Annotated in this window: 9 protein-coding genes; 6 read left to right on the top strand and 3 right to left on the bottom strand. The window is 39.5% G+C overall.

Annotated elements, in window-relative coordinates:
* Position 1: 1 nt before the first annotated feature.
* The 5 genes from uxaC (at position 2) to B4A24_RS19200 (ending at position 6,234) form a co-directional block, all read left to right on the top strand.
* Positions 2 to 1,402: a glucuronate isomerase gene (uxaC, locus tag B4A24_RS19220; protein WP_293946609.1), complete on the top strand. Its 1,401-nt coding sequence runs from the start codon at positions 2 to 4 to the stop codon at positions 1,400 to 1,402.
* Positions 1,403 to 1,407: 5 nt separating this feature from the next.
* Entirely contained in the window at positions 1,408 to 2,433 is a 1,026-nt protein-coding gene (locus B4A24_RS19215; protein WP_293946608.1) for a sugar kinase, read from the top strand.
* Complete coding sequence (locus B4A24_RS19210; RefSeq protein WP_293946607.1) at positions 2,430 to 3,074, top strand: bifunctional 4-hydroxy-2-oxoglutarate aldolase/2-dehydro-3-deoxy-phosphogluconate aldolase; 645 nt, start codon at positions 2,430 to 2,432, stop codon at positions 3,072 to 3,074. The genes B4A24_RS19215 and B4A24_RS19210 overlap by 4 nt, the downstream gene beginning before the upstream one ends.
* Before the next feature lie 29 nt (positions 3,075 to 3,103).
* Positions 3,104 to 4,543 (top strand): MFS transporter, encoded by a 1,440-nt coding sequence (locus B4A24_RS19205; protein ID WP_293946606.1) that lies wholly within the window; start codon positions 3,104 to 3,106, stop codon positions 4,541 to 4,543.
* A 71-nt stretch (positions 4,544 to 4,614) separates the two neighbouring features.
* On the top strand, positions 4,615 to 6,234 hold the full coding sequence (locus tag B4A24_RS19200) for an NADP-dependent glyceraldehyde-3-phosphate dehydrogenase (RefSeq protein ID WP_172395974.1): 1,620 nt from the start codon (positions 4,615 to 4,617) through the stop codon (positions 6,232 to 6,234).
* Positions 6,235 to 6,342: 108 nt separating this feature from the next.
* On the opposite strand, the gene B4A24_RS19195 is transcribed toward B4A24_RS19200, so the two are convergent.
* Complete coding sequence (locus B4A24_RS19195) at positions 6,343 to 7,086, bottom strand: rhamnogalacturonan acetylesterase (RefSeq protein ID WP_293946605.1); 744 nt, start codon at positions 7,084 to 7,086, stop codon at positions 6,343 to 6,345.
* A gap of 386 nt (positions 7,087 to 7,472) precedes the next feature.
* Here B4A24_RS19195 and B4A24_RS19190 point away from each other — a divergent pair, with 386 nt between their 5' ends.
* On the top strand, positions 7,473 to 8,483 hold the full coding sequence (locus B4A24_RS19190; protein WP_293946604.1) for a LacI family DNA-binding transcriptional regulator: 1,011 nt from the start codon (positions 7,473 to 7,475) through the stop codon (positions 8,481 to 8,483).
* Positions 8,484 to 8,549: 66 nt separating this feature from the next.
* Here B4A24_RS19190 and B4A24_RS19185 read toward each other — a convergent pair whose 3' ends face one another.
* Both B4A24_RS19185 and B4A24_RS19180 read right to left on the bottom strand, forming a co-directional pair.
* Positions 8,550 to 10,958: an outer membrane beta-barrel family protein gene (locus B4A24_RS19185; protein WP_293946603.1), complete on the bottom strand. Its 2,409-nt coding sequence runs from the start codon at positions 10,956 to 10,958 to the stop codon at positions 8,550 to 8,552.
* A 152-nt stretch (positions 10,959 to 11,110) separates the two neighbouring features.
* Positions 11,111 to 12,766, bottom strand: a complete 1,656-nt coding sequence (locus B4A24_RS19180; RefSeq protein ID WP_293946602.1) for a PspC domain-containing protein — start codon at positions 12,764 to 12,766, stop codon at positions 11,111 to 11,113.
* Between the last annotated feature and the right edge of the window lie 156 nt (positions 12,767 to 12,922).

Here is a 12,922-nt window from a genome sequence, read left to right as displayed (position 1 = left end):
TATGAAAGCTTTTTTAGACGACAATTTTTTATTGAACACAGAAACAGCAGTAGCGCTGTTCCACAATTATTCAAAACACCTGCCCATTATTGATTATCATAATCACTTGATTCCTGAGCAGATCGCAAACAACGCCAAGTTTGAAAATATCAGTCAGGTTTGGCTTTATGGTGATCATTACAAATGGCGAGCAATGCGCACCAACGGCATCAATGAACGATATATCACAGGCGATGCGTCAGATGAAGAAAAATTCATTAAATGGGCTGAAACAGTCCCCTATACATTACGTAATCCATTACATCACTGGACTCATCTGGAATTGCAAAGATACTTCGGTATAACAGATTTGCTATCTCCAAAAACTGCATCGAAAATATATGCTGACGCAAGCGCTCAACTGCAACAGGATACACATTCAGTACGCGGGTTGTTAAAAATGATGAATGTCGAGGTCGTTTGTACAACTGATGACCCTATTGATAGCTTAGAATTTCATCAGCAATTTGCAAAGGAAAATGAATCGTTCAAGATGCTTCCGGCATTTCGTCCGGATAAAGCCATGAACTCCGATGATATACCAGCACTGAATCAATATATTGACAAGCTAGAGGAGGTCAGCAATAGCCACATTGGTAATTTGGGAGACTACCTGAAAGCATTGAAAGCTAGGCATGACTTTTTCGCTGCCAATGGCTGTAAGGTATCCGATCACGGTCTGGAGCAAATCTATGCCGAGGATTATACCGAACAGGAAATCACAGCTATATTTGACAAAATTCGAAGCAAGAAAGAAATATCTTCTGCTGAAAATATAAAGTTCAAATCAGCCATGTTAGTTTATTTCGCAGAATGGGATCACGAAAAAGGCTGGGTACAACAGTATCATTTGGGCGCCCTACGCAATAATAATGCGCGTATGCATCGTTTGATCGGTCCGGATACAGGTTGGGATTCGATCGGAGATTTTAGCCAGGCGCGCGCATTGTCAAAATTTTTAAATAAATTAGACAATCAAGATAAGCTAACCAAGACAATCTTGTATAATCTCAATCCAGCAGATAATGAGCTTATTGCTACAATGATCGGGAATTTCAATGACGGTTCTATAAAGGGAAAAATTCAGTTTGGCTCCGCTTGGTGGTTTTTAGACCAAAAAGATGGAATGACAAAACAGATCAATACACTATCAAATATGGGTTTATTAAGCCGTCTTGTAGGTATGTTGACCGATTCGAGAAGTTTTCTTTCTTTTCCGAGACATGAATATTTTAGAAGGTTGCTATGTGACATTTTTGGACAAGACATTGAGAAAGGTGAAATACCGAACGATATCGAATGGGTGGGAAAAATCATACAGGATATCAGCTATAATAATGCAAAAGAATACTTTGAATTTTAATAAATATGCAGGGTAAAGTTTTAAGCTTTGGAGAATTGTTGTTGCGGATCTGTCCCGACATCGAACAGGATTGGATTGAACAGCATCAATTACCCTTCTATATCGGTGGGGCAGAATTAAATGTGGCCACCGCCTTGGCGCTGTGGAATGTACCTTCATCTTATTTATCTGCCATTCCACAAAATGCCATTTGCGAGGGCATCGATCATTATCTACAGCGGAGGAATATTGATACGTCTGCCATGCGATGGACAGGTGATCGTTTGGGGATCTATTATCTTCCTAAAGGAAAAGACCTTAAAAATGCAGGCGTGATCTATGATCGTGCCAATTCCGCATTTGCAAACCTTAAGGTAGGCAGTATAGACTGGGATGCGGCATTTTTGGACGTCAAATGGTTTCATTTTTCTGCCATCTGCCCCGCAATTAGCCAGGATATAGCAAATCTCTGCCTAGAAGCAGTAAAAAAGGCGCAGGAAAAGAGCATTTTCGTATCCTTGGATCTTAACTACCGCTCCAAGCTCTGGAAGTATGGCAAGGCCCCAAAAGAGATCATGCCCGAAATTGCCAAACACTGCAATTTAATCATGGGTAATATCTGGGCAGCACATCAAATGCTGGGCACACAGTTGGATGAACGCTTTCTAACTCATTCTTCTGGATATAAAGAAGAAGATCTACAGGTGCAGGCAGATCAAACAAGTCGAGAGATCATCGCCACCAATCCGCTTTGTCAATATGTCGCCAATACATTCCGTTTTGACCATCAAGACAAAGGAATAAAGTATTACACAACCTTATTCGATAAAGATAGTTTGATCAAATCAACGGAATACGTTGCCGAAGAAATTTTGGATAAAGTAGGCAGTGGTGATTGCTTTATGGCGGGACTGATTTATGGCTTATACTCCAACCTATCGCCAAAGGAAACCTTAGAATTTGCAACACTCGCTGCTTTTGACAAACTATTTATTGCCAGCGATGCCACCACAAGCACAGTGGAAGATATAAAAAAAAGAATGATAGCATGAATTTGAAAGAGATAGTACTAGAGAAAATCATTGAACAGGGGACACTTCCTCTTTTCTTCCATCACGATAAGGAAGAAAGTATCGACATTTTGCGTACATTATACCGTGCAGGTATACGTGTCTTTGAGTTTACCAATCGAGGGCCTGAAGCACTTGATGTATTTGAGCGTTTGGTAACTGTTAAAAATCTTGAAATGCCAGACCTTTACCTGGGTATTGGCACAATTAAATCTGTCGAGGAGGCTCAACAATTTCTACAAGTAGGTGCAGACTTTATTGTCTCACCCTTGGTGAATCCGTTGGTCGGATCTTTAGTGCACGAACAGCACAAGCTATGGATTCCGGGTTGCATGACTCCTACAGAAATATATGCTGCACAACAACAGCAGGCTGCACTTATTAAATTGTTTCCGGCAAATATCCTTGGTCCAGCTTTTATGTCTTCTATACGCGATCTTTTTAAAGGTCAGAAATTTATGCCTACCGGGGGTGTAGAAATCGAGATGGAAAATTTAAAAGCCTGGTTCAAATCTGGGGTATGTGCCGTCGGGATGGGCAGCAAACTTATTGACCCGAAAGATACAAGCAATTTATTTGAGAACACCAAAAAGGCACTTGAATTTGTCTCGAAAGCACGATAAATAATAAATAAACTATAAAACCCATTATGATGAATACGGAGAAAAAGGGTAATTACCGTTGGGTAATATGCTCCCTGCTATTTTTTGCTACTACGATAAACTATCTAGACCGCCAAGTGTTGTCATTGACCTGGAAAGATTTCATCAGTCCAGAATTTCATTGGACTAATACAGACTACGGCAATATCACGGCCTTGTTTTCCATTTTTTATGCCGTCAGCATGCTCTTTGCAGGACGCTTTGTGGATTGGATGGACACAAAAAAAGGATTTCTGTGGGCGATAGGAATCTGGTCCATTGGAGCCATATTACATGCATTTTGTGGTATAGCGACTTCAGGGATCGTGGCTGGCGAATGGTTTGTTGGATTTGAAGGAGCAAAAGAAGCTATTTCTCATGTCAACAACGTGGGTTTGGTAATCAGTGTCAGTGTCAACTTATTTATATTTGCGCGATTTGTACTAGCTGTAGGTGAAGCGGGCAATTTTCCGGCGGCAATCAAAGCTACAGCAGAATATTTTCCAAAGAAAGACCGCGCATTGTCTACCAGTATCTTCAATTCGGGCGCGACAATAGGCGCTTTGGCTGCACCGTTGAGTATTCCCGTTATCGCTGCTCAATGGGGCTGGGAAATGTCGTTTATCATTATCGGAGCTTTAGGTTTTGTCTGGATGGGATTTTGGATCTTTCTCTATAAAAAGCCGCACGAAAACCCAAAAGTAAATGCTGCGGAATTGGCCTATATCAACCAAGATGACCACGAAGAGCAGCCGGCAAATAGCGGAGATACAAAACTGCCAAGAACAACTATTTCAGAATGTTTGAAGTACAAACAAACCTGGGCATTTGTCTTTGGTAAATTTATGACAGATGGTGTTTGGTGGTTTTTCTTGTTCTGGATGCCAGCCTACCTTTCCGCAGTATATAATATAAAATCATCAGATACCGAAGGACAGTTGGCTATTTTTGTACTCTATGCGATCACTATGCTTTCTATATATGGCGGTTGGCTACCCACTTATTTTGTAGAAAAAAAAGGTATGAATGCCTATGAAGGACGTATGAAAGCCATGCTGCTATTTGCTTTTGTGCCCCTTGTGGTGCTGTTTGCCCAACCGTTGGGACACATCTCCTACTGGATTCCTGTTATCTTAATTGGTTTTGCCGGGGCAGCGCACCAATCTTGGTCAGCTAACATCTTCTCAACAATTGGCGATTCTTTTCCAAAACGTTCCATAGCAACTGTTACAGGAATCGGTGGACTTGCCGGCGGTGTCGGCGCATTTATTATCAATAAAACTTCGGGTGTATTGTTTGATTATGCAAAAGAAACTCAGATGACTTTTATGGGCTTTAAAGGGGAGGAAGCGGGATATTTTATTATCTTTTCTTTTTGCGCCATAGCCTACCTAATTGCATGGGTTGTAATGAAAAGCTTAGTACCTAAACTTATTTTAATAAAAAATTAACAAATATTGCGAAATTTATATTATATTAGCAATATCTTTATAAATATCAATCTAAACCATTTTTAAAAACAATGAGCTTAAACTTAGAAGGTATCTTCTACGAGGAGAAAGACATTCCCGCAGAATTTACACTGGACGAACAGGTCGATCAAAGAGAGTTCCTTTCCAATGGAGAAATGATTTCTTGGACGGGTCAAGTAAACGAAGTTTTTTCACCAATTTGTGTGAAGACCAAGGATGGCTTGAAACGTAAACGTATCGGTAGTTTCCCTGTTTGTACTGAAAAAGAGTCCATGGAAGCCCTAGAAGCAGCTGTAAAAGCATACGACAATGGGCGTGGAGAATGGCCAACAATGAGTGTTGCCGATCGTATTACTTGTGTTGAAAATTTCACACAAAAGATGATTGCAAAGAAGGACATTGTAGTCAAGCTTATTATGTGGGAAATTGGCAAATCCTATGCTGACTCTGTAAAAGAGTTTGATCGTACCGTAGAATACATCTATGCAACGATCGATGCATTGAAAGATATAGACCGTGATTCTTCTCGTTTTCAAATCGAACAAGGTATCATTGCCCAGATCAGAAGATCCCCATTGGGTGTGGTCCTTTGTATGGGACCTTTCAACTATCCTTTGAATGAAACATTTACTACCCTGATTCCAGCATTGATCATGGGAAATACAATGTTATTCAAACCACCTAAACACGGGACTTTATTACACTATCCGTTATTAGAAGCTTTTAAAACAAGCTTTCCTAAAGGTGTTGTCAATACCATTTATGGCCGTGGAAATAAGATTGTCCCAAGTTTGATGCAATCAGGAAAGATTAACGTCTTGACGTTGATCGGTTCCAGCCGTGTTGCTGATGAGCTTAAAAAACTTCATCCAAAAGTCAACAGACTTCGTGCAATCCTTGGACTCGACGCCAAAAATGCAGCGATCATTACAAAGGACGCAGATTTAAATCTAGCTGTCTCCGAAACTGTATTGGGCTCCCTTTCATTCAATGGACAGCGTTGTACCGCATTAAAAATTGTTTATGTACACCGCAGTTTAGCACAAGAATTCTTAAAACGTCTTTCAGCGGAAGTTGCGAAATTGAAATATGGAATGCCTTGGGAAAAAGGAGTGTCTTTAACCCCTCTTCCTGAAGTTAATAAGCCGGCTTATTTGACAGAATGTATAGAGGACGCAAAAGCCTATGGCGCAAAAGTAATCAATGAAAATGGTGGCCAGGTAGCTGAATCGTTCTTCTATCCAGCGATAGTTTATCCGGTCAATTCTCAAATGAAACTTTACAGAGAAGAACAATTTGGGCCAGTTATCCCCGTAGTTCCTTTTGACGATCTCGAAGAGCCAATCGAATATTTAATTGGTTCATCACATGGGCAACAGGTCAGTATTTTCAGTAATAATGCTGCTGTAGTCTCTTCTCTGATTGATCCATTGGTGAATCAGGTAAGCCGTGTCAATATCAATTGTCAATGTCAACGCGGTCCGGATACATTTCCTTTCACAGGAAGAAAAGACAGTGCCGAAGGAACATTATCTGTTGTAGATGCATTGCGCTCGTTCTCCATCCGTTCTTTGGTTGCGGCCAAGTTCACAGAAGAAAACAAAAAATTGCTGAATGAGATCGTTAGCGAAAATGAATCCAACTTCTTAAGTACAAAATACATTTTCTAACTCGTATTATTCGTTAAAAAAAGCGACATTGGTTGTTGGGATTAACCCAACAACCAATGTNNCGCTTTTTTATGCATTTGCTGAATCACTCCGCTATTACATTTTTTTTCAAATAGGTAGCTTCAAATCGCGAATCCCCTCAACAACCATTTTAGCAACTTCCATTGCTCCAAAAGTATTCAGGTGTGTGTTATCTTGTTTGCCATTTGGATAATTCTTATCTCCTTTTTCCACATATAGGAACAAATGTTTACTCTTTTCATCACCATAAGATGTTAGAAGTTTTGTTGTTTTATCTTCCATGTCAATGCAAGGTACCTGTTTATCCGCCGCTACTTTTTTTGTTATCATAGGATAGTTTCCATGCGTCGGGACCAGCTTTCCATGCTCGAATTTACGGCGAGCAATAGGCGTAAGTAAAACTGGAATTGCGCCCTTTTCTCTTGCTTGATCTATATAAAAAACTAAATTATGTTCAAATTCAGATAGAGAAGTTCCCACATTTGGCTTATCAATTTTTTCGTCATTATGACCAAATTGTATTAACACATAATCGCCAGGCTTCAGATTGTCAAAAATAGGCTGCCAGTGGTTAACAGTATCCATATTTTTCCCGATATCCTGTTTAAAAGATTTAGAGCTCCTACCATTTAGGGCTTTATTTTCTACTCTTACTTCGCCACTCAATAATTCAGCAAAAGCCATTCCCCATCCGGTCTCGGGGAACACTCTTTCTTGCTTATTAGCAGCTGTAGAGTCTCCGATAATATAGATTGTCGTGGGATCCTTAGCTTTAAATGCGGATAGGATCGCCAGAATTACGATACATGATATCAAAATAGATCTTTTCATACTATAATTTTTATTCTGTTAACGGGCTGCTAAATCTGAGACCACTATAAGAAGCTTAACAGCTATAAAAATAAAGCGCCATAAATACCAAATCTGGCGCTATACCTCCAGTTATTCACTATTAATTCGTATTCAATTTAGAATGTCATTATGTCAAAAGGTTCTTTTCCTATTTTTTAACTGTCATTTATATTGACCAAACTTCATATGCAATACGCTTACCGCATTTAATTGGTTATCATATAATCAAGTTTACAAAGTATATTTCATTTTAGCTATCGACATGCTATAAAAAATTACGCAAACGTTACCGGCAACGTTACAACAATCAGAAAATTAGGTTTTGTAGTTTTTTTTAGCTAATATTATATTCTATTTTGCCAGTTATGAAATTCGAAAACTATACGATCAAAGACATTGCTAAAGCCCTCAACTTATCGACTTCAACGATTTCTAGAGCTCTTAGAGATAGTTATGAAATAAGCCCTGAGACGAAAAAGATTGTATTGGAATATGCGGAAAAAATAAACTATCGAGCTAACCCCATTGCGAGAAGCCTAAAAGAGCGTCGAAGTCATTCCATTGGTATCATTGTAAGTGAAATCGCCAATAATTTCTTTTCTCAGGTCATAAATGGAGTGGAATCCATTGCCTATGATAAAAATTTTCAAATCATTATTTCGCAGACGCATGAGTCTTCGGAAAGAGAGCGTTTAAATGTTGAATACCTCACTTCCAGATCTATTGACGGATTGCTGATTGCATTATCTTCGGAAACGGAAGATATTTCGTATCTCCATAAGTTGAAAGAGCGGGGATTTCCCATCGTCTTTTTTGATCGGATCCCACAACAATTTGATACACATAAAGTCATTGTAAACAATCAACAGGGTGCTTACGATGCTACGCAACATCTCATAAAGCTCGGAAAAAAGCGTGTAGCCCACTTAACCAATTCCAAATCACTTTCCATCACAAAGGATAGATTGGAAGGTTACAAAAAAGCTTTGATGGCCAACCATATTGATTTTGATCCTAATTTGGTTAAATATTGTCAATACGGTGGTCTACACTTAGATGAGATTGAAAAATCGATCGAAGAACTTATTCTCGTAGGCTTTGATGCGATCTTTATCTCCGGAGACAAGCTGACGACAGGTTATTTACATGTAGTAAAAAAAAGAAACATAGAAGATCTGAAGCATGTTGCTATTGCTGGATTTACAAATTCGAATGTTGTAGAATTATTCTCGGCCAATATCACTGTGATCAGACAACCTGCTTTCGAAATGGGAAAAATTGCCACCGAATTATTAATCAAACTGATCGAATCAACCTATCCGATCACTGACTTTGAGACACGGATACTCCCTACACAACTCATAAAAAGCAATTAAAACATCCCAGACTAACGCCTAGGGAAAATTTCCCCAGGCGTTAGTCTAATATCAACCGTAATTTTCTTATTGAGCCCGTTCCTTCTCTTCGTTACTTGTATCTTTCTTACGATAATTATTTTTCAAATTTCCAAATTTGTACGAATAAGTCAATCTTATCACCCTGCGATCCTGATACTGCCTGATGCTCGAATCAAAGGGACCAAAATTGGTGGTGAGATTTTGATTTCCCGTATTGAACACATCACTTACGGCCAACTTCAATGAGCTGCGCTGATCCTTAAATGTTTTGGTAGCACCTAGCTCCATATCCCATCTGCTTTCTAGGTCATATACATTATATTTAAAAGGAGAGAAATAGCGCAGATTGACATTTGTGGAAAGACTCTTGCTCAATTTGAGCGTATGCATGGACATCGCTTGCAAAAGAAATGATTTCCTTTTAACCGGAAGACCAGCAATCATGCCATCAAAATCAAAGTATATACCTGTCATATTGTTATTCATGCTCCAAACCTTAGACACCGTAACCGGAATATTGAGATTGACATAAGAAGTTAAGTTCTTACCCAAATTCTCTCGGATTACCCAGGTTGTACCCTTTACCGAATCTTGCCCCATACTTTCTACAATCGCATCTCTGACATTGTTGACACCTAGTGTTACATTATAACGCTGCAAGAGCGTATAACTCAATGTAAATTCATTGGAAAATTGGGGATTCAGATAAGGGTTTCCGCGCTCAAACGTTAATTTGTCAATATAGTAGTCAAATGGATTCAATTGTCTATAATTTGGACGGGTTACTTTTCGTGTATAGCCTAACGACAAAATATGGTTCTCATTTAATGAATACGTCAGGTTAGCATTGGGAAAGAGTTCAAAATAACTACGCTTCACACGTTTACTCATCGTCAAGGAATTACCATCCGAAAAAGTATATTCTCCTCTTAACCCTGCCTTTAGTGACCATTTTCCAACGGTATTATTATAATCCAGATAACCTGCCGCTATCTGTTCTTTATATACAAAATGATTGGTCCGTGTAACATCGTTTGTCCACAGGTTATTTTCGAATATCTCAAATAACAAATCGTTGTCAGATTTGACATTCGAATATTTTGTCCCCATTTCAAGCTTTGAATTTTTAGATAACGGATGCTCATAATCTAGTTTTGCTACGTAAATATCAATCCCGATCGGCATACCGCTGCGCTCCAACTCTAGTGGTGCAATCGGTTTCATACCGGGATTAAAATATTGATTGCGATAGTCTACCCCTTTGCTACTCTTGAATTTGCTCCAATCCAAATCAACGGTGAGCTTCCGCCCATTGGAGTCTATCCTGAACTCATTGTTTAGATTAGCAGAATAACGGTTGAATAATTCTTTGAAAGTAGATGACGAGATTAATATCGTGTCATAAATAGATACAGCTTTTCCAATATTGGTTCTACTGTTATTATCATTATATTCGGTATTATTGGAACCGTTGAATTGCACAGTCAACGTATTTCTTGACGATGTTTTTTGTTCGACACCAAAACGGTAAGAATGATTGCGTTCTTCTTCATTCAATGTTGACTTTTGTTCGAAATATTTCTTTTTACCGTCATTCTGAATAACACGATCCAAATAAAGCTTTCGATCAAATTTTTCATCAGAATAGGCATAGGATCCGAATAACGTTGTATTGTTCTTTTTGTAATTTAGTGATAAAGAGCTGTTTCCCCTAAACTTTTCCCCTCGTCCTGCCGTGAGATTGAAGCTCCCGTTAAATCCCTCCATTCGATTCTTTTTAAGGACAATATTGATCGTGCCGACAGCTCCTTCTGCATCATCTTTTGCCGATCTGCTCGTAATCACTTCTACGGATTTAATTTGATTGCCGTCTGTACTTTTTAAGAAATTCAACAGCTGTTCACCGGACATATAGGTTTGCCGTCCATCAATCGTAACCGCTACACCTGATTGCCCCATCAACTGTAAATTATTATTGTTATCCAGACTAACACCCGGTGCCCGCTGTACGATATCCAAAGCATTGTTACCCGCTGCTAGGGGCGAATTTTCTACGTTTAGAATCAGCTTACCCGGTTTACTTTCAACCATCGGGCGCCTACCTTCAACTGTAACTTCTTGCAATTTTCTGTTATCAGCATCCAAATGAATTACTGCAAGCGAATGGTCGGACTTATTAATATCAAAAGGCCCACTTCGGTTTGAGGTATACCCCACCATCTTCGCTTCAACAAGGTAGCTTCCTGGGCCCACATCCAAAAATTGGTATTCTCCAGCTTCATTGGTCACAACGGCTTTTAGGACAATAGCAGAGTTAGCTTTCATCAGGTATGCGGTTGCTAAGGGTAAAGGTATATTATTCGTCGTATGCACCTTTCCCGAAACCTTCACTTGAGCTTGGACAAAGGAAACAATTAAAAAATTTAAGAGTAGAAAGTAAAAACACTTTTTCATTAGGATAATCTTTTTAAAGGCTATGACGCTTCTATGTGGTATGTCCATGGTTTCACAGGGCCGCTTAACCACATGATAGTTTCATAATTGTATTGGCTTAAATCATTTGTCTTCCGCCCAAGATGGACGGAAGACAAGGTTAGTATTGCATGCTATTTTTTCTGAATGGTGATCCCATCCTTTTTTACATTGATGATCGTATCCCGACGAATGACAATCGAAGTATCAGTGACTACGATCCCGTTACTATCGGCATCTTCTTCATCATCATCATTTGATATTTTCGGAAGGAGTACGCATTTTAATCCAAGTGAAGTCACGACAAACTCGACGTCCTTTACATCCTCGTTATAACGGTCACGGCACTCATAAAAGGAAATATCCCTTAATTTATCCTCTAGCCTATCGTTGATGACCAATTTTGTACCCACCGGCAAGAACAAGGTAATATTTACTTCCTGATCCCGATAACGCTCACCTTCGGTCAATTGAAAAGCATTATCAAAGACCAGTGAACTCGAATCCTGTGTCAATGCATAGTTAATTTTTGCAGCTCTATCTGTGGCCATCTTATAGGTGCTGCCTTTTGCAGAATATTCATAACGTACATAAGGCGCCTGCAAAGAGTCGATACGTTCTATGCGGATCCGGATATTGCGTTTCAGATGCGAGGAAAGATTTTCGCTTTTTAATCCCATACTGCTCTTAACACCATTTTTCAGACGGATTACCCGCACATCATTTTCCTTCAGATAATATACAGCCTGCTTTTGTAGCGGTTTTTCTTCCACGATCGTGCTCGATTCTCTAAATTCTTTCGCTACCGAAGTTGAGTAATAAATAAGTGCTCCGACAGACAGTAACCACACAACAAACAGTGTCGTTGTCAGATAATTACTCATTGGCTTCTTCTCAAATAGCACCCGAAGAAGTAAGTAAAACAAACCGGCAAAAGGAATAAATACAGATAAAAAGCCAGCTATCAGTGCAAAAGGGACCTCACTAGGATTCATCAGATAAAATGGTCCGGAATCGTCCATCACATCCGGAATAACATTCACGATGGCCAAGGCAAAGAAAATCAGGCCAATAATCAAGCCTATAAGCATTAACCCGACGACAATAACAAAAAATACTCCGATCACTTTGACAATGATTTGCAGCAATTTCGCTACACCATCACCTGTGCGGTCCATGCCCCGCGAAAATGTATCCTTCACACCACTCATTTCTTCATCAAAAGAACGCTTGAAATTTTGGATATTAGGCGCCTCACCACGCATTTCCATTTTATCTGCCCTAGTGATAGCCGGCGGCATCACAATCCAAAGTATCACATAAACCAATAGCCCCGATCCACCGATTATGACAAAAAGTGCAAAAAGTAATCTGACCCATTTGGCTTCAATCCCAAAGAAATGGCCAAGACCACTACAGACGCCACTGAAAACGCGATCGTCGGGATCCCGCATTAATTTCTTACCGACCTTAAAACCATTGGTATTCGTTTCATGGCGAAAGGAGCTATAGTCATCCTGGTCTTCCGACTCAAAGTCACTAACCCTCCCCATTTGATCAATAACTGCATTTACATCTTCCATATTGAGCACTTCTTTACTTCCCGCCTGGATCTTTTCTGTAAACATCTCAGAAATACGGTTCTCAATATCCTGCAAAATCTCACGGCTGTCTTCGGATTGACCAAAATGCCTCTGTATATCAATCATGTACGACCGCAGTACTTCATAAGCATCTTCCTCAATATGAAAGACGATGCTATTTATGTTGATAATTATTGTCTTATTCATCGCTATTGTCTTTAACTGGTTTAGTTGAATCATCGTTTCTACCCACCAATGATGTGTTTACAGCAAACACCAATTCATTCCAGGTAACATCCAATCTTGCAAGGACATCAAGCCCTTCTTGCGTAATTTCATAATATTTTCTCGGCGGACCTGAAG

The organism is Sphingobacterium sp. UBA7249, from assembly GCF_002472835.1.
In the GTDB taxonomy this organism is placed as follows: domain Bacteria; phylum Bacteroidota; class Bacteroidia; order Sphingobacteriales; family Sphingobacteriaceae; genus Sphingobacterium; species Sphingobacterium prati.
Note: the sequence above shows the minus strand (reverse complement) of the source record. Positions and strands in the feature narration are given on the sequence as shown.

Bases quoted from the DNA above. Each gene is read 5' to 3' on its own strand.
- B4A24_RS19215 (WP_293946608.1), top strand. From the start codon at position 1,408: ATGCAGGGTAAAGTTTTAAGCTTTGGAGAATTGTTGTTGCGGATCTGT.
- B4A24_RS19190 (WP_293946604.1), top strand. From the start codon at position 7,473: ATGAAATTCGAAAACTATACGATCAAAGACATTGCTAAAGCCCTCAAC.
- B4A24_RS19185 (WP_293946603.1), bottom strand. From the start codon at position 10,958: ATGAAAAAGTGTTTTTACTTTCTACTCTTAAATTTTTTAATTGTTTCC.
- B4A24_RS19195 (WP_293946605.1), bottom strand. From the start codon at position 7,086: ATGAAAAGATCTATTTTGATATCATGTATCGTAATTCTGGCGATCCTA.
- uxaC (WP_293946609.1), top strand. From the start codon at position 2: ATGAAAGCTTTTTTAGACGACAATTTTTTATTGAACACAGAAACAGCA.
- B4A24_RS19210 (WP_293946607.1), top strand. From the start codon at position 2,430: ATGAATTTGAAAGAGATAGTACTAGAGAAAATCATTGAACAGGGGACA.
- B4A24_RS19200 (WP_172395974.1), top strand. From the start codon at position 4,615: ATGAGCTTAAACTTAGAAGGTATCTTCTACGAGGAGAAAGACATTCCC.
- B4A24_RS19205 (WP_293946606.1), top strand. From the start codon at position 3,104: ATGAATACGGAGAAAAAGGGTAATTACCGTTGGGTAATATGCTCCCTG.
- B4A24_RS19180 (WP_293946602.1), bottom strand. From the start codon at position 12,766: ATGAATAAGACAATAATTATCAACATAAATAGCATCGTCTTTCATATT.